Source organism: Amycolatopsis australiensis (assembly GCF_900119165.1).
In the GTDB taxonomy this organism is placed as follows: Bacteria; Actinomycetota; Actinomycetes; order Mycobacteriales; family Pseudonocardiaceae; genus Amycolatopsis; species Amycolatopsis australiensis.
In genome coordinates this window covers 8038996-8058994 of record NZ_FPJG01000006.1, presented here as the reverse complement: position 1 = coordinate 8058994, position 19999 = coordinate 8038996, and the positions used below count along the sequence as shown (strand labels likewise).

Sequence of the window (19999 nt, the reverse complement as noted above, 5' to 3'; positions counted from 1 at the left end):
CTCTCGCAGGCGATCCGCGGACTTGGTTGCCATACGCAAGCAAGTTGCTTAGCCTAGCTAAGGGACTGGCGAGCAGAAGGGTTGCACAGTGGCGGAACGCCGGACGTATTCGATCGCGGAACTGGGGCCGCGGTACAAGTGGATCGCGCTGTCCAACACGACGCTGGGCATGCTGATCGCCACGATCAACTCCTCGATCGTGCTGATCGCGCTGCCCGACATCTTCAAGGGCATCGGCATCAACCCCCTGGAACCGGCCAACACGAGCTACCTGCTGTGGATGATCATGGGCTTCCTGGTGGTCACCGCGGTGCTGGTGGTGAGCTTCGGCAGGCTCGGCGACATGTACGGCCGCGCCAGGATGTACAACCTCGGCTTCGCGGTGTTCACGGTGTCGTCGATCATGCTGGCCGTCACGTGGTTCGACGGCGACGCGGCCGCGTTGTGGCTGATCGGCTGGCGGATCGTGCAGGGCATCGGCGGTGCGTTCCTGATGGCGAACTCGTCGGCGATCCTGACCGACGCCTTCCCGGCCAACCAGCGCGGACTGGCGCTGGGCATGAACGGCGTCGCGGCGATCGCGGGCTCGTTCCTCGGCCTGGTCGTCGGCGGCGTGCTGGCGCCGGTCGACTGGAACCTGATCTTCCTGGTGTCGGTGCCGTTCGGCGTGATCGGCACGATCTGGGCCTACCTCAAGCTGCACGACACCGGGATCCGCAAGCACGCGCGGATGGACTGGTGGGGCAACATCACGTTCGCGGTGGGGCTGATCGCGGTGCTGGTCGGCATCACGTACGGCATCCAGCCGTACGGCTCGTCGCCGACCGGCTGGGGCAGCCCGATGGTGCTGACCTGCCTGATCGGCGGGCTGGCGGTGCTGGTGGCGTTCGTGGTCATCGAGTCGAAGGTCGACAACCCGCTGTTCCGGCTGTCGCTGTTCAAGATCCGGTCGTTCACCTGGGGCAACATCGCGAACCTGACGGCGTCCCTCGGCCGCGGCGGGCTGCAGTTCATCCTGATCATCTGGCTGCAGGGGATCTGGCTGCCGCAGCACGGCTACACGTTCGAGCAGACACCGCTGTGGGCGGGCATCTACATGCTCCCGATGACGGTGGGCTTCCTGCTGGCGGCGCCGACGTCGGGCATCCTCGCCGACCGGATCGGCAGCCGCATGCTGGCCTCGGGCGGCCTGGCCCTCACGGCGCTGACCTTCCTGCTGCTGATCATCCTGCCGGTGAACTTCGACTACTGGGCGTTCGCGGCGATCCTGCTGGTCAACGGCATCGGGATGGGCATGTTCTCGTCGCCGAACCGAGCCGAGGTGATGAACAGCCTCCCGGCGGACGCGCGCGGCTCGGGAGCGGGCATGATGACGACGTTCCAGAACGCGGCGATGGTGCTGTCGATCGGGTTCTTCTTCAGCTTGATCATCGCGGGCCTGTCGTCGAGCCTGCCGTCGACGATGAGCGCGGGCCTGACGGCCCACGGCGTCCCGGCGGAATCGGCGGCCCAGATCGCCCACCTGCCGGCGGTGGCGGTGCTGTTCGCGGCGTTCCTGGGGTACAACCCGATCCAGCAGTTGCTGGGCGGTCAGCTCTCGTCGTTGCCGCCGGACCAGGCGTCCTTCTTGACCGGCCGGAGCTTCTTCCCGAATTTGATCTCGGGCCCGTTCCAGTCGGGGTTGGCGGTGGCGTTCGGTTTCGCGATCGCGGTGTGCTTGATCGGAGCGGTGGCATCGCTGCTGACGAAGGACACCCGCCGCGCGAACGGCGAGTCGGTGGGCGAGGAACTGGCGGCGGTCGCGGGCGAGTCCGGCGGCGGACCGAGCGAGCTGGTGTCGCCGTCCAGCGAACGCTGAGTTTTCCTGGTCTCGGGCCGGGTGTCACCGAAAGGGTGGCGCCCGGCCCGTTTGTGACGCCCTGATCAGTGAATCACTGATGCGCGAAGCGGAGATCCGGCTGCCGTACCGAGGGCCTCGAGAACCGGGAGCAGCCTTCCGGGCGGGAAATACGTGTTCCCCGACCTACCAGCCGACCGTGGCCCGCTGGATCTTCACCGGTTTCGCCGGTGCACCGTCGAGCGGCCCGTCCGGGTCGCTGGGAATGATCCCGTCGGCCACCATCCGGTCGATGGCCGACATCCCGCGCACCACGTGACCCAGCACCGGATACTGCGGCGGAATGTTCGCGAACGAATGCACGATGAAGAACTCCGACCCGTTGGTCCCGGGCCCCTGGTTCCCCATGGCCACCGTCCCGCGCGGATACGTCTCCGAACCGGTCACCTCGTCCGGGAAGCGGTACCCGGGGCCGCCCTTCTCGACTTCGTAGATGTCCCCGCACTGGAGAACACCGAGCCGTGCAGAGTCGGTCAGCCGCCAGCACCGGGACCGGTCGTAGAACCGCTGCGAAATCAGCGAAACCATGTTGTGCACCGCGCAAGGCGCCGCTCCGCCACGGTCGAGCCGCACGGTCACCGGCCCGTAGTTGAACCGGAACGTCACGTCCACCGTCCCGCGTGTCGAGGCGAACGGCGCCGGTCGGACCACCGGCCGCGCGGCCGGGTTCGACGGCGTCGGCGTGAACTCGCACCGGATCAGCGGCGCCGACGCGGCCGCCGGCGTAGCAGGCACCACGAGAGCTCCCAGGACAGCGAGCACGGCCAGACCCCAGCGCGGCTTCATGCCGGGGACGTTAGCGAGAAACGAACTACTTGCGCCAGGCGGTGCGCTGCTTGCGGATGTCCAGCACGAGCAGCAGGACGATGAACAGCGCCAGGCCGACCAGCCACACGTTCTCGGTGTTGTTCTCGTGGTTGCCCTTGATCATCAGCAGCAGGATGACCGCGCTGACCCAGCCGGCGATGCGGGTGGCCTTCGGGAAGGAGCCGTGCCAGCCCCAGGCCGCGGACGGCTCGTCGCGCGGGTCGACCTCGGGTCGCCTCTTCTCGACCGCCTTGCCTGCCACGATGAACTCCTCAAGACCCGTGAACCTCGGACCCGCCGATGATCCCACACCTCCGGGTGCGCCGCGGAGACGCCCCGCGCGACAATGACCCGCGATGACTACCTCGCGAAGCGTTCTCGTGCTCGGCTCCACCGGGTCCATCGGCGTGCAGGCCCTGGACGTCGCGGCCCGCAACCCGCACCTCTTCCGGGTGGCCGGCATCGCGGCGGGCGGCGCCGACCCGGCCGCGCTCGCCGCGCAGGCGCTCGCCCACAGCGTCGAGGCCGTCGCCGTGACGAAGGCCACGGCGGCCGAAGACGTGCAGCTCGCGCTGTACGCCGAAGCGCAGAAGCGGGGCTACGCCCAGGGCGAGTTCAAGCTTCCGCGCCTCTTCGCGGGCTCCGACGCCGTCACCGAACTGATCGACGCCGTGAAGGTCGACACCGTCCTCAACGCCCTGCCCGGCTCCCGCGGTCTCGAGCCGACGCTCAAAGCGCTCGCCACCGGCGCCACCCTCGCGCTCGCGAACAAGGAGTCCCTCATCGCCGGCGGGCCGCTGGTGCTCGCCGCCGCGAAGCCCGGTCAGCTCGTGCCGGTCGACTCCGAGCACTCCGCCATCGCGCAGGCCCTGCGCGCCGGCCGCCAGGACGAGGTCGCCCGGCTCGTCCTCACCGCCTCCGGCGGCCCGTTCCGCGGCCGCAAGCGCGCCGAGCTGGCCGGCGTCACCGTCGAGCAGGCGATGGCGCACCCGACCTGGTCGATGGGCCCGCTGATCACGATCAACTCGGCGACGCTGGTCAACAAGGGCCTGGAGCTGATCGAGGCGGCGCTGCTGTTCGGCATCCCGCCGGAGAAGATCGACGTCACCGTGCACCCGCAGTCGATCGTTCACTCGATGGTGACCTTCACCGACGGCTCGACGATCGCCCAGGCCAGCCCGCCCGACATGCGGCTGCCGATCGCGCTCGCGCTGCACTGGCCCGACCGCGTCCCCGGCGCCGCCGCCGCGTGCACCTGGGACACGGCCGCGACCTGGACGTTCGAGCCGCTCGACGACGAAGCCTTCCCGGCCGTCGAGCTGGCCCGCCACTGCGGCACCGTTGGCGGCTGCCTGCCCGCCGTCTACAACGCCGCGAACGAGGAGCTCGTGTCCGCCTTCCTCGCGCAGAACACCGGCTTCACGTCGATAGTGGACACTGTTTCCGAGGTGGTGGGAGCCGCCGACGAGTGGCGTCGCGAACCGCGCGACGTCGAGGACGTTCTCGCCGCCGAGCGCTGGGCTCGCGCGCGGGCCGGTTCGATCATCGAGGGGAAGTAGCGGGTGCTCGCCTACATCATCGGTGTGGTGCTCTTCGCGCTGGGGATCTGCGTCTCGGTCGCACTGCACGAGGCCGGCCACATGGTCACCGCGAAGGCCTTCGGCATGAAGGTCCGCCGGTACTTCATCGGCTTCGGGCCCACCGTGTTCTCGTTCCGCCGCGGCGAGACCGAGTACGGCCTCAAGTGGATCCCGCTCGGCGGGTTCTGCGACATCGCCGGCATGACGGCGCTCGACGAGGTCACCCCGGACGAGGCGCCGCGCGCGATGTGGCGGTTCAAGACCTGGAAGCGCACCGTCGTGATGTCGGCCGGGTCGATCACGCACTTCATCCTCGGGTTCGTGGTGCTCTACCTGATGGCCGTGACGATGGGCCTGCCGAACCTCGCGCCCGCCGACACGTCGCCGGTGCTGGCCTCGACGTCGTGCGCGCGGCCGGCGACGACCGAGGCGCAGGCGCAGGACACCAGCTGCCCGCCGGGCGCCGCCCGCCCGGCGGAGGCGGCCGGCCTGCGTGCCGGCGACAAGGTCCTCTCGGTCGGCGGCAAGCCGGTCGCGACCTGGCAGGAGATGCTGGCCGCCGTGCAGGCGACCAGCGGCCCGACCGTCTTCGTGGTGCAGCGCGGCGGCCAGCGGCTCTCGCTGACCGTGGACGTGCCGAAGGTGCAGCGGTGGACCGGCGCCGGCGTGAAGGAGGTCGGCATGATCGGGGCGTCGCCGCAGCAGCCGGCCCTGACCACGCAGTACGGCCCGGTCGCCGCGGTGGGCGCGACGTTCAGCTTCACCGGCACGATGTTCGCCGAGACGGCCCAGCGGCTCGTCCAGTTCCCGCAGCGCATCCCCGCCGTCGTCAGCGCGATCTTCGGCGGCGAGCGCGACCCGAACACCCCGGTCAGCGTCGTCGGGGCGAGCCGGATCGGCGGCGAGGCCGTCGAACGCGGGATCTGGGTGCTGTTCTTCTTCCTGCTGGCCAGCCTGAACTTCTTCATCGGCGTGTTCAACCTGCTGCCGTTGCTGCCGCTCGACGGCGGGCACATCGCGGTGGTCTGGTACGAGCGCGTCCGCGACTGGATCCGCGGCCTGCGCGGCAAGGCGGCGGGCGGCCCGGTCGACTACACGAGGCTGTCCGGGATCACGATGGTGCTCGTGCTCATCGGCGGCGCGGTGACGCTACTGACGGTGACCGCCGACATCGTCAATCCGATCCGGCTGCAGTAGCGCCCCGCCCCGGAGGGGTTCCGGCCCCGCCGGGGCGCTTCACACGGGCGTAACGCTGCTCACCGTGACGGTTGACATGGTGAAGGTGGCCCGGTCGGGGTAGGTACGCTGGAAGCGTGACCGTCGCACTCGGTATGCCCGCCCTGCCCCCGCCCGTCCTCTCCGAGCGCCGCAAGACCCGCCAGCTCCACGTGGGCCCGGTCGGCGTCGGGAGCGACTACCCGATTTCCGTCCAGTCGATGACGACGACGCTCACTTCCGACGTCAACGCGACCCTGCAGCAGATCGCCGAGCTGACCGCCGCGGGATGCGACATCGTCCGCGTCGCCTGCCCGTCGGCCGACGACGCCGAGGCGCTGCCCGCGATCGCGCGCAAGTCGCAGATCCCGGTGATCGCCGACATCCACTTCCAGCCGAAGTACGTCTTCGCGGCGATCGAGGCCGGCTGCGCGGCGGTGCGCGTCAACCCGGGCAACATCCGCAAGTTCGACGACCAGGTCAAGGAGATCGCGCAGGCCGCGAAGGACCACGGCACGCCGATCCGGATCGGCGTCAACGCGGGGTCGCTGGACAAGCGGATCATGGACAAGTACGGCAAGGCGACGCCGGAGGCGCTGGCCGAGTCGGCGCTGTGGGAGGCGTCGCTGTTCGCCGAGCACGACTTCCACGACATCAAGATCTCGGTCAAGCACAACGACCCGGTGGTCATGGTCCGTGCCTACGAGATCCTCGCCGAGCAGTGCGACTACCCGCTGCACCTGGGCGTCACCGAGGCCGGGCCGGCGTTCCAGGGCACCATCAAGTCGGCCGTCGCGTTCGGCGCGCTGCTGCGCCAGGGCATCGGCGACACCATCCGCGTGTCGCTGTCCGCGCCGCCGGTCGAAGAGGTGAAGGTCGGCATCCAGATCCTGCAGTCGCTGAACCTGCGGCCGCGCAAGCTGGAGATCGTGTCGTGCCCGTCCTGCGGGCGCGCGCAGGTCGACGTCTACACGCTCGCCGAGCAGGTCACGGCCGGGCTCGAGGGCATGGAGATCCCGCTGCGCGTCGCGGTGATGGGCTGCGTCGTCAACGGCCCGGGCGAGGCCCGCGAGGCCGACCTCGGTGTCGCGTCCGGCAACGGCAAGGGCCAGATCTTCGTCAAGGGCGAGGTCATCAAGACCGTGCCCGAGCACGCGATCGTCGAGACGCTGATCGAGGAAGCCATGCGCATCGCCGAAGAGGCGGGCGAGTCGCTGGGCGAGGGCTCGCCGGTCGTCACCGCCGGCTGAGCTTCAAGCGCCCCAAGGCGGCCTTGGTTGCGTGTGACGCACCGAAGGCGGCCTTGGTTGCTCCACCCATGCCCCCGCCACCCATCCTCAACGGAGGCGCTTCGCGCCGCAGTGCTCCAACGCACGGAAGGCCGCATCGGGGCGCTAGCCCTGGAGGTGGTGCTGGGCGGCGTCGCGGATCTGCAGGCGGACGTTCTCCAGCGCGGCGGCGACCTCGTCGATCTGCTGGGCCGCGAGCTGGATGGCGCCCTGGATCGCGGTCGCCGTCGAGGTCTCCCCGAGCAGGCCGAGCACCTGCGCCTGCAGGTCTTCGAGGTCGCTCTTGGTGGCGAGCGCGATGCCGGTGGGCACCTGGTCGGCGAGCAGCTCCAGCTGCTGCGCCTGCTCCTGGATCGTCATGGGGAGTTCCTTCCGCGGTGGGGACGCAATGTCCGTGTTAGCAGAACCGGAACTGTCGGTGGTGACGTTTACGCTGGCATCCGTGAACGTGACATGGGCTGTCCGGCAGCCGCACCCGGTGGTGCGGCCGCTGGTCACGCGCTATGTCGGGTACGCGCAGGAGAGCGTGACGCTGCCGGTCCACCGCGGGCTGCCGTCCCGGCATGTGACGCTCGTCATCAGTCTCGCCGGGCCGGTGCGGATGGCGGGGCACAGCCTGCAGGCGCTGGTCGGCGGCTTGCACACGCGGGCGGTGCTGATCGAGCAGGACCGCAGGCAGGAAGGGGTGCAGCTGGAGCTCGACCCGCTCGGCGTGCGCACGCTGTTCGGCGTCACGGCGGCGGAGCTGAGCGGCGAGGTCTGCGACCTGGCCGAGTTCGGTCTCGGCTGGCTGCCGGAGCGGCTGCGTTCGCTGCGGACGTGGCGCGAGCGGTTCGCGTTGCTCGACGAGGTGCTGGCCGCGCGGGTGGTCTCGCGGGGTGCGCCGGCGCCGCCACCGGAGCTGGGGGAGGCGTGGCGGCGGATGCGTGGCGCCGACGGGCGGGTGCGCGTCGCGGACCTGGCGGGCGAGGTGGGCTGGAGCCGCCGTCACCTGAGTGAGCGGTTCCGCGCGGAGCTGGGCCTGGCCCCGAAGCAGGCGGCGCGGGTGCTGCGGTTCGAGCGGGCGGTGCGATCGCTGCGCGGCGGACGACGGGACCTGGCCACGCTGGCCGTGGAGTGCGGGTTCTGCGACCAGGCGCACCTGGGCAACGAGTGGCGCGCGCTGGCGGGCTGCACGCCGGGGACGTGGATCGCGGAGGAGCTCCCGTTCCTCCAAGACGAGGAGGTGGCGCCCGGGCGAGACTCCCGCCATGACTCCTGAACCGAACGTGTGGCCGGCTCTGCGCTACGACGACGCCCGGGCGGCGATCCGCTTCCTCGTCGACGTCCTGGGTTTCACCGAGGCGCTGGTGGTGCCGGAAGGCGAGTTGATAGCGCACGCGGAGCTGCGCTGGCCGGAGGGCGGCGCGGTGATGCTGGGCAGCGTCCGACCCCCGGACGGCATCCACGACACGATGAGACCGGGCACGGCGGCGGCGTACGTGGTGTCGGACAGGGTGGACGAGATCTACGAGCGCGTGAAGGCGGCGGGAGCGGAGATCACGGCCGAGCTGACGGACACGGAGTACGGCTCGCACACGTTCAGCCTCCGGGACCCGGAGGGCAATTCCTGGACGATCGGCACGTACCGAGGGGCGCCCTGAGCGGGGCGGGCCCGGGTGGGGGAGCTGGGTCACAGGCCATGGCCGCGCCGGAGTGCACCGGGCGGAGCCAGGCTGCCGCCCACCCTGCGGCCGCGAGGTGGGGTTGCGGCCGCTGCCGGTGGCGAGCTGCTGTGCGAGCCGCGGCTCGCACACGGCTGCCGCTGGGGCGGGTTGCCCTGCTCTGGTCTCTGCCTGCCGATGCGCACACACCATCCGCTCCAGCGGTGCCCGATTCCGGCCCCGACGTCCGAACCGGGTTCTTCGCCCCAGCGTGTCGAGAGGCTCGCGTTCCGTTTGCGGGCCGGATCTGGCACCCTGGATGCCGTGTTGCGGCTTGCAGGTGCACGGCTGCTCGATGATCGGGACTATCCGGCGGTCCGTGCCGCGCTCGCCGCCGACCCGGTGGGCAGCTGCATGGTCAGCGCCCGGGTCGAGGCCGCCGGTCTCGACCCGTGGCGGCTCGGTGGTGAGCTCTGGGCCGCCGACAGCCGTCCGGTCCGGGCCGGACGGCTGCAAGGCCTGTGCTTCTCCGGCCCCAACCTCATCCCGCTGAAAGGCAACGCCCCCGCCCTGCGCTCCTTCGCCGACCGCGCGCTCCGGCGGCAGCGCACCTGCTCCTCCCTCGTCGGCCCCGCCGAGCAGGTCCTCGGTCTCTGGGCCGAGCTCGAAGACGAGTGGGGCCCCGCCCGTGAAGTCCGCGACGACCAGCCGCTCATGGCGCTGGACTCGACGCCGCTGGTCAAGGCCGATCCGCTGGTCCGCCCCGTCCGGCCGGACGAGCTCGAGCGGTACCTGCCCGCGGCCGTCGCCATGTTCATCGAAGAGGTCGGCGTCGACCCGCGCAGCGGTGACGGCGGCGCCAGCTACCGGGCCCGCGTCACCGAGCTGATCGGCGCCGGACGTGCCTTCGCCCGGTTCGAGAACGGCGAAGTCGTCTTCAAGGCCGAGATCGGCGCCATGTCGGCCACCGTCGGGCAGATCCAGGGCGTCTGGGTCCACCCGGACCGCCGCGGCGACGGCCTCGGCACCGCCGGCACCGCCGCGGTCGTCAACCGGCTCGTCCGCGGCCTGGGCCGCACCGCCAGCCTCTACGTCAACGCCTTCAACACCCCCGCCCTCGCGGCCTACCGCAAGATCGGCTTCAAGCAGGTCGGCCAGTACGCGACGGTGCTGTTCTAACCACTCTTCCGTGGCGGTGTTTCGGATCATGGACACCCCCGCTGACCAGGCATCATCCCGCCATGAGTGCACGTCGACGCCGCGGTGCGCTCGCGGCGCTGCTGCTCGTCGCCGCGACCACGGCCGGGTGCTCGGGCGACGGTCCCGAGGACGCCCTCTCCGCCTTCCTCGACGCCGTCGCGTCCGGGGACGTCGACGCCGCCGCGGCGAACACCGACTCGCCCGACGCGGCCAAGACCGTGCTGACGCAGGTCCGCGGCGTGCTCGAACCCGAGCCCTCGAAGTCGGCGACGAAGCGGTCAAGGAGCCGGCGAACGGCGACACCGTCACGGCGAGTTACCAGCTCACCTGGCACCTGCCGCACGGGCGCACCTGGACCTACCGCGCCGACGCCCTGCTCCGCGCGGCCGAGAACGGCTGGCAGGTGCACTGGCAGCCGACGGTCGTGCACCCGCAGCTGGCCGTCGGCCAGACGCTCGGTGTGCTGCCGCAGCTGCCGGAGACCGCGCCGGTCCTCGACCGCGACGGCGTGGCGCTGATGCGGCCCCAGACGGTGATCGGCGTGGTCGTCGACCCGCAGAAGACCGGCGACGCGAGCGCCGTCGCCGGCACCCTGGCCAAGGCGCTGCACCGGTACGAGCCCTCGGTCACCGGCCGGTCCGTGCTCGACGGGATGAGCAAGACCAAGCCCGGCGACGCCTACTCCGTGATCACCCTGCGGGCCGGGGACTACCAGCGGGTCAAACCGGCGATCTACGACCTGCCGGGTGTCCGGTTCGCCAGCCAGGAACGGCTGCTGCCGGTCACCCGCGGCTTCGGGCAGCAGGTCCTGCCGGGCATCCGCGCCCTGGTCGAGCAGCAGCTGGCCGGCGCCGCGGGCTGGCGGATCGTCACCCGCGACGTCACCGGCGGCGAGGTCTCGGAGCTGAAGGCCGAGCCGCCGCGCCCGGCGCCCGCGGTCACCAGCACGCTCAGCACGAAGATCCAGGACGCCGCCGAGAAGGCCCTCGACCCCGAGCCGTACCCCGCCGCGCTGGTGGCGATCCAGCCTTCGACCGGCGACATCCTCGCGGTGGCGCAGAACGCCGCCGCGGACGACGAAGGCTCGCTGGCCCTGTCCGGCCGCTATCCGCCGGGCTCGACGTTCAAGATCGTCACCGCGGCGGCCGCGCTGTCGGCGGGCGACGCCGAGGCCGGCAGCCCGGTCGACTGCCCCGGCACCACGACGGTCGAAAACCGCGTCATCCCCAACGAAGGCCGCTTCGACCTCGGCCGCGTCCCGCTGAAGACGGCGTTCGCGCGCTCCTGCAACACGACCTTCGCCCGGCTCGCCGCGGGCCTGCCGGCGTCGGCGCTCACCGACACCGCGCGCTCCTTCGGGATCGGCGCGGACTTCGTCGTCCCCGGGCTGACCACGGTCACCGGGGCCGTCCCGGCGGCCGACTCGGCCGTCCAGCGCGCCGAAAACGGCTTCGGCCAGGGCACGGTGGTGGTCAGCCCGTTCGGCATGGCGCTGGCCGCGGCCACCGTGCCCGCCGGGAAGGTGCCGACACCTTCGATCGTCAAGGGCATGCCCGCGACCACGAAGAACGTCGGCGACCCGCCGTCCCAGGACGTCCTCGACGCGCTGCGCGACATGATGCGCGAAGTGGTCACCGCGGGCACCGCGACCGGCCTGCGGGACATCCCCGACGTCGCGGGCAAGACCGGCACCGCCCAGTTCGGTGACGGCTCCCACTCGCACGGCTGGTTCGTCGGCTACCGCGGCGACCTGGCGTTCGCCGTGCTGCTCACCGACGCCGGGTCGTCCAGGCCCGCGGTGCAGGCCGCTCACCGGTTCCTGGCCGGGATCGGCTGAGCGGGCCGTCGTAAGGTGGGGGGCATGCCCGTTCGTGCCCCGCTCGTTCCCGGCGTCCAGACGCCGCGCCGTGCCGTTCCCGGTTCCATCGCCCGTCCCGAGTACGTGGACAAGCCGGCGCCCAAGCGGGACACCGGCAACGGCGTGCGCACGCCCGAGGTGATCGAGGCGATGCGCGTGGCCGGGAAGATCGCGGCGCAGGCGCTGGAGGAGGGCGGCAAGGCGGTCAAGCCGGGCGCCACCACCGACGACATCGACAAGGTGGTGCACGAGTTCCTGCTCGACCACCACGCCTACCCCTCGACGCTGGGCTACCGCGGGTTCCCGAAGTCGTGCTGCACCTCGCTCAACGAGGTCATCTGCCACGGCATCCCGGACTCGACGGTGATCGAGGACGGCGACATCTGCAACATCGACGTCACCGCCTACATCGGCGGCGTGCACGGCGACACGAACGCGACGTTCCTGGCCGGCGACGTCTCCGAGGAGGCCCGCCTGCTGGTGGAGCGCACCCGCGAGGCGACCATGCGGGCGATCAAGGCGGTCCGGCCGGGCCGGCAGCTGAACGTGATCGGCCGGGTCATCGAGGCCTACGCCAAGCGCTTCGGCTACGGCGTGGTCCGCGACTTCACCGGCCACGGCGTCGGCCCGGCGTTCCACACGCCGCCGACGGTCCTGCACTACGAAGAGCCCTCCGTCGACACGATCATCGAGGAGGGCATGACCTTCACGATCGAGCCGATGATCACCCTGGGCACCATCGACTACGACATCTGGGCCGACGACTGGACCGTCACCACGAAGGACAAGAAGTGGACGGCCCAGTTCGAGCACACCCTCGTGGTGACGGCCGACGGCAGCGAGATCCTCACGCTGCCCTGAGCCCTAGCGGCTGGTGGCCTTCTTGTAGCAGCGCACCGAAAGCGGCACGAACACCACCAGCAGCACCGCGATCCACAGCACCGACGCGAGCACGGCGTGCTGCATCGGCCAGACGTCGTGCACCGGCATCGCCGCGCTCGTGTTGCCGAACAGTTCCCGCGCCGCCTGCGTGATCGCCGACACCGGGTTCCAGTCCGCGATCACCCGCAGCGGCGTGGGCAGGCGGCCGCTGTCGACGAACGTGTTGGCCAGGAACGTGAGCGGGAAGATGGCCACGCTCGAGACGTTGTTGAACACCTCGGGCTTGCGCACGGCCAGCCCGAGCGTCCCCATCACCCACGACAGCGCGTAGGCGAAGGCCAGCAGCAGGAGCACCCCGCCGAGCGCCTCGAACACGCCGGTGTGGATGCGCCAGCCGACCAGCAACCCCACGAGTCCCATGATCAGCAGGCTCGTCACGTTGAGGATCAGGTCCGCCGTAGTGCGCCCGATCAGCACCGCCGCCGGGGACATCGGCAGGGACCGGAACCGGTCGATGATGCCCTTCTGCAGGTCGTCGGTCAGCCCGTAGCCGGTGACGATGCTGCCCATCGCCACCGCGAGGACGAAGATCCCCGGCAGCATGAACTCGCGGTACGACATGCCCGGGATGTCGATCACGCTGCCGAACACGTACCCGAACAGCAGCACGAACATCACCGGCATGAACACGATGGACCCCAGCAGGTCCAGCGACCGGACGATCTTGATCGAGTTGCGCTTGGCGACGGTCACGCCGTCGGTCACGGCCATCTGCACCGCGTTCATCACACGGCCTCCTTCGCGGGCTCGGCCGTCTCGTGGCCGGTCAAGGTGAGGAAAACGTCGTCGAGGGTGGGGCGGCGGACGCCGACGTCGCGGACGTCGACGCCTTCCGCGGCGAGCAGGGCGAGCGCTTCGGTAAGCGCTTTCGCGCCGTGGGTCACGGGCACGGTGAGCCGGAACGCCTCGGCCCGCGGCTCGCCGCTGGCCAGCCGGGCCAGCGCCCGCCGCGCGACCGCGACGTCGGCGTGCGTGCCGACGGTCAGCTCGATCCGCTCGCCGCCGACCAGGTCCTTCAGCTCGTCGGCGGTGCCGCGGGCGATCACGCGGCCGTGGTCGACCACGGCGATGCTGTCGGCCAGCCGGTCGGCCTCTTCGAGGTACTGGGTGGTGAGCAGCAGCGTCGTGCCGCCGGCGACCAGCTCGGTGATGACGTCCCACAGCTCGGTGCGGGCCCGCGGGTCCAGGCCCGTGGTGGGCTCGTCGAGGAACAGCACCGGCGGGTTGGCCACGAGCGCGCCGGCCAGGTCGAGCCGGCGCCGCATGCCGCCGGAGTAGCCCTTCACCGGGCGGTCGGCGGCGTCCGCCAGGCTGAACCGGGCCAGCAGCTCGCGACCGCGCGCCTTGGCCCGCCGGGTGCCCAGGTGGTAGAGCCTGCCGACCATCTCGAGGTTCTCGGCCCCGGTCAGCTCCTGGTCGACGGCCGCGTACTGGCCGGACGCGCCGATGTGCGAACGCAGCTCGTGCGCGTCGGCCACGACGTCGAACCCGGCGACCGTCGCGCGGCCGGCGTCCGGCTTCTGCAGGGTCGTGAGGATCTGGACGGTGGTGGTCTTGCCGGCGCCGTTCGGCCCCAGCACCCCCAGCACCGTGCCCTCGGGCACGCGCAGCTCCATCCCGTCGAGCGCGGTGACCTTCCCGTACTTCTTGACCAGCCCTTCGGCCACGATGGCGTCCGGCATGGATTTCCCCTTCCGTGTGGCGTCTTCAGGCCCGGCGGACGACGATGTCGCCGGTGTAGGTGCGGGCTTTGACCTCGACCGTCTCGCTGGTGCCGCCGGGTCCTTCGGTGGCGGTGAGCGAGTTGCGGACGCTGCCGGTCAGTGAGTTGAGCTCCAGCCAGGCGGCGCTGCCTTCGCGGATGCCGACCTCGATCTCGCCGACGGCGGTCTCGAGGACGACGGCGTCGCGGACGACCTCGCCGAGCCGGATGTCGCCGGCGGCGGTCTTGGCGTGCACGGCGGCGTGCGCCAGGTCGACGAGGATGTCGCCGTTGGCGGTGCTGACGCGCAGGTCGCCGGTGACCTCGCCGACGCGCGTCTCGCCGTTGGAGTTCTTCAGCACGGCGGTGCCGTCGATCTCGCGGATCCGCAGCTCGCCGGAGCCGGTGTGCACCTCGGCGTGCCCGGTGGCCCGCTCGACGAAGATGTCGCCGGTCGCGGTGGTCGCTTCGAGCCGGGCGGCTTCGTCGAGGTGGATGTTGCCCACGGACGTCTTGAGGCGGCTGTCGCCGAGGCGGCCGGTGACGCGGAAGTCGCCCATCGCCGACGTCGCCCGGATCCGCGAGCCGGCCGGCAGCTCGATCGTCACGTGCAGCGCGCCGCCCTTGCCCCACAGCTTGGTGGTGTACTTCGGGCCCTTGACCAGCAGCTCGCCGTCGGTGAACTCGACGCGGGTCCGGGCGGCGGCCTTGACGTCCTCGCTGTCGCCCGGGTCGGCCGGGTGGACCTCGACGGAGGTTTCGGCGCGGTCGGCGGCGACGATCCGGACGTCGGCCACGCTGACGTCGAGGGTGGCCGTGATCGGCGTGGGCGTGGGGAAAACAGGCATGGCTGTGCCCTCCTGGGGTGCTCGAATGACGTCTCCGCAGGTCAGAGACGTGCAGGGAAAACGGCGCGGGTCAGCGGACCCAGCCGGTGTACTTTTCGCCGAAGACGGAGCGGCGGTGCGCGGTCTGGCTCCGGTCGGGGCCGAGGGCGGCGTTCGCGGCCCGGACGAGCCAGGCGTTGATGGAGAGCCGGTCGCGGTTCGCGGCCTCCTCCACCCGCTGCTTCAGCTGCTCGGGCAGCCGCAGGTTGATGCGGGCGACGGCGCCGTCGTCGGTCTCCGGCGGCGGCGCGGCGGGTGGCTCGGCGGCGGGTTCCGGCTCGGGTGCCGTGGGCAGCGCGACCGCGAATTCGGCTTCGCGGCGGCGAAGGCGGACTTCGACGGAACCGGGCGCGAGGTCGCGGGTGATCTCGTCGGCGGCGGCGGACAGGGCGTCGAGCAGGGTGAGCCGGATCGCCGATTCGAGCGGTGCGGTGAGCCGCTCGGCGAGGGCGACGGCTTCCTTGCCCGCCGCCTCGGCGGCGACCGCCAGCTCCCGGCGGAGTTCGTCCACGAAGGGCGTCAGGTCCATGGCACTACTCTGGCACCACGATGGCATCACGACAACCCTGAATTGGCACCCTTAGGGGTCACTGGTGGCGCCAAAGACGGTGAAAACCCTGCTCAGGAGGCTTCGATGCGGGCCAGCAGCTCGTCCAGAAAGCCGCACGCCTCGGCGGCCGCCCGCTCCGGGTCGCGGTCGGCGATCGCGTCGGCAAGGCCTTCGTGGCCGATCTCCGGGACGTAGTCGACGCCCGGCGTGATGCTCGACGTCGCCGCGACGCTCGCCGTGATGACCTCCGTCAGCCCGCGGTACAGCTCGGTCAGCAGCCCGTTGTGGCCGGCGCGGACGACCGCGCAGTGGAACTCCGTGTCCGTGCGCGCGAAGTCCTCCCAGCGCCGCTCGCGCAGTTCGGTCTCCCGGCGGGCGAGCAGCGCGCGCAGCTCCGCCACCTCCTCGTCGGTCCGCTCGGCGGCCGCGAGCCGGGCGCCTTCTACTTCGAGGGTGCGCCGGACCTGCAGGACTTCGCGCAGCTCCGACCCGCAGAGCCGCCGGATCGCGCCGGAGACCTCGCTGGTCGCGCGCACGTACGTGCCGTCGCCCTGGCGCACTTCGAGCAGCCCCGTGTGTGCTAACGCGCGGACGGCTTCGCGGATCGTGTTGCGCCCGACGCCGAGCTGCTCGCCCAGTTCGGCCTCGGTGGGGATGCGTTCGCCGATGGGCCACTCGCCCTGCGCGACCGCGGTGCGCAGCTGCTCGATGACCTGGTCGACGAGACCGGCCCGCCGGGTGGTGGCCAGAGGCACAGGAATGATCCCTTCATCCAATCATCCTACGTATGCGATAGTAGCGGTCATGCGCCTCGAACATCGCGAACCCCAACTGGACGGCGCCGTCGAGGCGCGGACGCCCGGCGTGGTCGCCGCCGGCGCGCTGCTCGCGGTCGCGGTGGTGCTCACGGCCCTCAACCTGCGCCCGGCCATCACCGGCGTCGGCCCGATGCTCGCCGAAATGCGCGCGGACCTGGGCACTTCGGTGGTCTGGGCCGGCGTGCTCACGACGTTGCCGACGCTGTGCTTCGCCGGCGCCGGGCTGGCCGCGCCGCTGCTGGCCCGGCGTGCCGGGGTCGGCGCCGCCATCGCGATCGCCCTGACCGCCATCGCCGCCGGGCTCGTGCTGCGCGTGCTCGACGGCCCGGCCGTCGTGCTCGGCGGGACGCTCGTCGCCACCGCCGGGATCGCGCTGATCAACGTGCTGATCCCGGTGGTCATCAAGGACTCCTTCCCGGCCCGCATCGGCGTCATGACCGGCGTCTACACCGCGGCCCTGCAGGGCGGCGGCGCGCTCGGCTCGGCGGTGACCCCGCAGCTCGGCGACGCCTTCGGCGGCTGGCGCCCGGCACTGGGCAGCTGGGCGGTGGTGGCCGTCGTGGCGTTGCTGGCCTGGGTGCTCGCGGCCCGGGGCACCGGCCGGGCCCCGCGGCCCGCCGACGCCGCCGCGGGCGGCCGGTCGCTGCTGCGCAACCGGCTCGCCTGGATCGTCACGGTTTTCTTCGGCCTGCAGGCGTTCTACGCCTACGCGGCGATGGGCTGGTTCCCGCAGGTGCTGATGGACGCGGGCGTGCCGCGCGACGAAGCCGGCCTGCTGTTCGGCCTGGTCTCGCTGATCGCCGTGCCGATCAGCCTGGTCGTCGCGCCGATGGCGGCCCGGCGGCGCGGCCAGGGAATGTGGATCGTGGCGCTCGGTGTCGTCGGCTTCGCCGGCACGGCCGGGCTGATGCTCGCCCCGTCGTGGTCGCCGCTGCTGTGGAGCGTGCTCGTCGGACTCGGGATGAGCGTGTTTTCCCTGGCGCTGACGGTGATCGCGCTGCGCGCGCGGACCGGCGCCGACACCGCCCGGCTGTCCGGGATGGCGCAGGGCTTCGGCTACCTCTTCGCCGCGCTGGGGCCGTTCCTGTTCGGCTTGCTCCACGACCTCGCCGGCGGCTGGCGGGTGCCGCTGGCCATGCTGCTGGGCCTGTTGCTGGTGCAGCTGGTGTTCGGCGCCCTCGCCGGCCGCCACCGGTTCGTCTGATCCCGGTCAGTCCAGGGGCAGGTTGAGCAGGGCGTTCTCGATCAGCTCCGGCATGGCCGGGTGGATCCAGTACTGGCCGCGCGCCATGGTCCGCGCGTCGAGGCCGAAGCTCATCGCCTGGATGAGCGGCTGGATCACCGACGACGCCTGCGGCCCGATGATGTGCGCGCCGAGCAGCTGCCCGGTCGCCGGGTCGGCCAGGAGCTTCGCGAAGCCCGTCGTGTCCTCCATCGCCCAGCCGTAGGCGATGCCGGCGTAGTCCTGCTTCGAGACCACATAGGACACACCCAGCTCGCGGGCCTTCTGCTCGGTCAGCCCGACCGACGCGACCTGCGGGTGGGTGAACACCGCGTGCGGCACGAACCGGTGGTCGGCGGTGATCCGCTCGTCCGGGTGCAGCAGGTTGTGCTGCACCACGCGGGCTTCGTGGTTGGCGACGTGCTTCAGCTCGTGCGGCGACGAGAGGTCGCCGAGCGCGTAGATGCCTTCGACGGCGGTCTCCTGGTGGTCGTCGACCACGACGTGCCCACTGTCCATTGTGGTCACTCCGGTGGCGGCGACGTCCAGCAGGTCCGAGTTCGGCCGGCGGCCGGTGGCGATCAGCAGCAGGTCGCCTTCGACGGTTTCGGCGCCCTGCGGGCCTTCCAGGTCCAGCGCGACCCCGCCGGCGGTCGTGCGCGCCCGCACGGTCTTGCGGTCCAGGCGGACGTCGAAGCGCTCCACGGCCAGCTCGGTGAACCGCGCGCTGACGTCCTCGTCCTCCGAGCGCAGCAGCCGCCCGGACCGGTTGACCAGCGTGACGTGCACGCCGAACGACGCGAAGACGTGCGCGAACTCGGCCGCGATGTACCCGCCGCCGAGGATGACGATCCGCTCGGGCAGCTCGTCGAGCCGCATCACCGTGTCGGACGTGTGGTACTCGACGCCGTCGAGGCCCGGGATCTCCGGGATGACCGGCCGTCCGCCGGCCGCGAGCACGAACTTGTCGGCGGTCAGCAGCTCGTCCGGACGCCCGTCGGCGAAGCCGACCCGCAGCTCCTTGTGTCCGGTGAACCGGCCGGTGCCCTCGTAGACGTCGACGTTCGCGTTGTCCTCGTGGCTGCGCCGGTACTCCGCGCCGCCTTCGGCGATCGGATCGATCCGGCCGAAGATGCGGTCGCGGATGTCGCGCCAGCGAACGCCCTTCAGCTCTTCGTCGACGCCGTAGCGCGCGCTGTGCGAAGGCGTGTACGCGACGTCGGCGGCGTAGACGAACATCTTGGTCGGGATGCAGCCGACGTTCAGGCAGGTGCCGCCGAAGGTGCCCTTCTCCACGATCGCCGTCTTCTTGCCGGCGAAGCCGGGGCCGAGGATCGAGTTGCCCGATCCCGTCCCGACGATCACCAGGTCGTAGTGGGGCACTGCATCCTCCGCGGGGGTTCGGTGGGGGTCGGTCCACCCTAGCCAACCTCGCCGCGCGGGCCGATGTTCCCCGCTGTGCCCGGCGTCGTATCGCGAGGTCAGTGGCCGGTCGCGGTGAAGTGCATCCGGTCGGCCGGGCTGTGCCAGGCCCCGCCCCAGCTCCACCCGATCGCGGCGAACGCGCGGACGGTCGCGTCCCCGGCCAGCACCATGCCCGGACGGCGGCGCGACCGGTCGAGGTAGGCCGAGGCCAGCTCGGGCAGCACGAGGTCGCCCTGGCTGTAGGGGTTGCAGAACGGGTTGACGTCGACCGCGAGCCCGTACGCGTGTGCCGACCAGTTCGCCTGCCCCCGCGCCGGACGGCAGACGAACGCGCTGGTCGAGTTGCCGTCACCGGTCGGCGGCGCGGTCAGCTCGGCCGGGCTGGTCACGCGCATCTCTTCGAGCGGGAAGCGCGCGGCGAACAGCTGCCCGAAGACCTGGGTGATCCCGGTCGCGCCGGCGGCGTTCACGATCATCTCCCCGGTGTGCGGCCGTCCGTCGAAGCCCCAGAACGACATCGTCAGGTACCGCAGGTCGCCCGCCTTGACCGGGCAGGCGGGCTGCCAGGTGCTGCGCGCGAGGACGTCGGCGGGCACTTCGCCGATCGTCGCGGCGTACGTCCCGCCGGACGGCGGCGGCAGGAGGTCTTTTGTCGGAAGTGCCCGGTTCACCAGTTCGGGTGGCGTCGGCTCGACCACGCCGAAGCCGTCGGGACGGCGGGGGAGCGGCCGGGCGCCCACCCGCCAGGTGACGGCCGGCGACGGCGGCGGCGCCGCCGGGGTCGGCGCCGCGACCGTCGCCGACGTCGAGGTCGAAGGCGCAGGCTGCGGCGCCGCGGGCGGTTCGGAGGCGCACGCCGCCAGCGTGAGGGCCAGTACCGCCCCGGCCGCCGCCACCGCTTCCCGCCGCATCCGGCCAGCTTGGCAGACCCGCGCGTTCGACGCGGAGTCCACCCGTTCCAGTG

General features: G+C 71.6%; 21 protein-coding genes and 1 pseudogene. 11 read left to right on the top strand and 11 right to left on the bottom strand.

Features of this window, described 5'->3' with window-relative positions; genetic code table 11:
- Positions 1 to 88: 88 nt before the first annotated feature.
- The gene (locus BT341_RS38430) at positions 89 to 1858 is read left to right on the top strand and encodes an MFS transporter (RefSeq protein ID WP_072480896.1); all 1770 of its coding nucleotides are present in this window, start codon (positions 89 to 91) and stop codon (positions 1856 to 1858) included.
- A 165-nt stretch (positions 1859 to 2023) separates the two neighbouring features.
- Here the strand turns inward: BT341_RS38430 and BT341_RS38425 are convergent, their stop codons facing one another.
- Entirely contained in the window at positions 2024 to 2683 is a 660-nt protein-coding gene (locus BT341_RS38425; protein ID WP_072480895.1) for a peptidylprolyl isomerase, read from the bottom strand.
- Between the two features lie 25 nt (positions 2684 to 2708).
- Entirely contained in the window at positions 2709 to 2966 is a 258-nt protein-coding gene (locus BT341_RS38420) for a DUF2631 domain-containing protein (protein ID WP_072480894.1), read from the bottom strand.
- A 94-nt stretch (positions 2967 to 3060) separates the two neighbouring features.
- Between BT341_RS38420 and dxr the strand changes: the two genes are divergently transcribed.
- From dxr to ispG, 3 genes are all read left to right on the top strand, one after another.
- Positions 3061 to 4263, top strand: coding sequence for a 1-deoxy-D-xylulose-5-phosphate reductoisomerase (gene dxr / locus BT341_RS38415; protein ID WP_072480893.1), 1203 nt, complete (start codon positions 3061 to 3063; stop codon positions 4261 to 4263).
- 3 nt (positions 4264 to 4266) lie between these two features.
- A complete protein-coding gene (locus BT341_RS38410; protein ID WP_072480892.1) occupies positions 4267 to 5481 on the top strand; it encodes a M50 family metallopeptidase in 1215 nt (404 codons plus the stop codon).
- 116 nt (positions 5482 to 5597) lie between these two features.
- Complete coding sequence (gene ispG / locus BT341_RS38405) at positions 5598 to 6749, top strand: flavodoxin-dependent (E)-4-hydroxy-3-methylbut-2-enyl-diphosphate synthase (RefSeq protein ID WP_425426444.1); 1152 nt, start codon at positions 5598 to 5600, stop codon at positions 6747 to 6749.
- A gap of 144 nt (positions 6750 to 6893) precedes the next feature.
- Here ispG and BT341_RS38400 read toward each other — a convergent pair whose 3' ends face one another.
- Positions 6894 to 7148, bottom strand: coding sequence for a hypothetical protein (locus BT341_RS38400; protein ID WP_072480890.1), 255 nt, complete (start codon positions 7146 to 7148; stop codon positions 6894 to 6896).
- An 82-nt stretch (positions 7149 to 7230) separates the two neighbouring features.
- On the opposite strand from BT341_RS38400, the gene BT341_RS38395 reads away from it, so the two are divergent.
- From BT341_RS38395 to BT341_RS38385, 3 genes are all read left to right on the top strand, one after another.
- On the top strand, positions 7231 to 8049 hold the full coding sequence (locus BT341_RS38395) for a helix-turn-helix domain-containing protein (protein ID WP_245805248.1): 819 nt from the start codon (positions 7231 to 7233) through the stop codon (positions 8047 to 8049).
- Positions 8039 to 8431 (top strand): VOC family protein, encoded by a 393-nt coding sequence (locus tag BT341_RS38390; protein WP_072480889.1) that lies wholly within the window; start codon positions 8039 to 8041, stop codon positions 8429 to 8431. Before BT341_RS38395 ends, BT341_RS38390 begins: the two co-directional genes overlap by 11 nt.
- A 324-nt stretch (positions 8432 to 8755) precedes the next feature.
- Positions 8756 to 9610, top strand: coding sequence for a GNAT family N-acetyltransferase (locus BT341_RS38385; protein WP_072480888.1), 855 nt, complete (start codon positions 8756 to 8758; stop codon positions 9608 to 9610).
- 52 nt (positions 9611 to 9662) lie between these two features.
- Here the strand turns inward: BT341_RS38385 and BT341_RS47130 are convergent, their stop codons facing one another.
- On the bottom strand, positions 9663 to 9974 hold the full coding sequence (locus tag BT341_RS47130; RefSeq protein WP_245805406.1) for a hypothetical protein: 312 nt from the start codon (positions 9972 to 9974) through the stop codon (positions 9663 to 9665).
- Here BT341_RS47130 and BT341_RS47125 point away from each other — a divergent pair.
- The 3 genes and pseudogenes from BT341_RS47125 to map all read left to right on the top strand — a co-directional run.
- Positions 9966 to 10019, top strand: a pseudogene (locus BT341_RS47125) (hypothetical protein); the annotation flags it as partial. The gene BT341_RS47130 and the pseudogene BT341_RS47125 sit on opposite strands and share 9 nt — an antisense overlap.
- Positions 10020 to 10034: 15 nt before the next feature.
- The gene (locus tag BT341_RS38380) at positions 10035 to 11468 is read left to right on the top strand and encodes a penicillin-binding transpeptidase domain-containing protein (RefSeq protein ID WP_245805390.1); all 1434 of its coding nucleotides are present in this window, start codon (positions 10035 to 10037) and stop codon (positions 11466 to 11468) included.
- A 24-nt stretch (positions 11469 to 11492) separates the two neighbouring features.
- A complete protein-coding gene (gene map / locus BT341_RS38375; RefSeq protein ID WP_072480887.1) occupies positions 11493 to 12350 on the top strand; it encodes a type I methionyl aminopeptidase in 858 nt (285 codons plus the stop codon).
- Between the two features lie 3 nt (positions 12351 to 12353).
- Here map and BT341_RS38370 read toward each other — a convergent pair whose 3' ends face one another.
- From BT341_RS38370 to BT341_RS38350, 5 genes are all read right to left on the bottom strand, one after another.
- A complete protein-coding gene (locus BT341_RS38370; RefSeq protein WP_072480886.1) occupies positions 12354 to 13157 on the bottom strand; it encodes an ABC transporter permease in 804 nt (267 codons plus the stop codon).
- Positions 13157 to 14113 carry an ATP-binding cassette domain-containing protein gene (locus BT341_RS38365; protein WP_072480885.1) on the bottom strand — a complete coding sequence of 319 codons (957 nt, stop codon included), beginning with the start codon at positions 14111 to 14113 and terminating at the stop codon, positions 13157 to 13159. Before BT341_RS38365 ends, BT341_RS38370 begins: the two co-directional genes overlap by 1 nt.
- 25 nt (positions 14114 to 14138) lie before the next feature.
- Entirely contained in the window at positions 14139 to 14981 is an 843-nt protein-coding gene (locus tag BT341_RS38360; protein ID WP_072480884.1) for a DUF4097 family beta strand repeat-containing protein, read from the bottom strand.
- 70 nt (positions 14982 to 15051) lie between these two features.
- The gene (locus BT341_RS38355; protein ID WP_072480883.1) at positions 15052 to 15549 is read right to left on the bottom strand and encodes a toxin-antitoxin system HicB family antitoxin; all 498 of its coding nucleotides are present in this window, start codon (positions 15547 to 15549) and stop codon (positions 15052 to 15054) included.
- Positions 15550 to 15641: 92 nt separating this feature from the next.
- Positions 15642 to 16325: a FadR/GntR family transcriptional regulator gene (locus BT341_RS38350; protein WP_072480882.1), complete on the bottom strand. Its 684-nt coding sequence runs from the start codon at positions 16323 to 16325 to the stop codon at positions 15642 to 15644.
- A 49-nt stretch (positions 16326 to 16374) separates the two neighbouring features.
- Here BT341_RS38350 and BT341_RS38345 point away from each other — a divergent pair, with 49 nt between their 5' ends.
- Positions 16375 to 17592: an MFS transporter gene (locus tag BT341_RS38345; protein ID WP_072480881.1), complete on the top strand. Its 1218-nt coding sequence runs from the start codon at positions 16375 to 16377 to the stop codon at positions 17590 to 17592.
- Between the two features lie 6 nt (positions 17593 to 17598).
- On the opposite strand, the gene BT341_RS38340 is transcribed toward BT341_RS38345, so the two are convergent.
- Together BT341_RS38340 and BT341_RS38335 are read right to left on the bottom strand one after the other, a co-directional pair.
- Positions 17599 to 18993 (bottom strand): mycothione reductase, encoded by a 1395-nt coding sequence (locus tag BT341_RS38340; RefSeq protein ID WP_072480880.1) that lies wholly within the window; start codon positions 18991 to 18993, stop codon positions 17599 to 17601.
- A 98-nt stretch (positions 18994 to 19091) separates the two neighbouring features.
- Entirely contained in the window at positions 19092 to 19946 is an 855-nt protein-coding gene (locus BT341_RS38335) for a M15 family metallopeptidase (protein ID WP_177328996.1), read from the bottom strand.
- Positions 19947 to 19999: the final 53 nt, after the last annotated feature.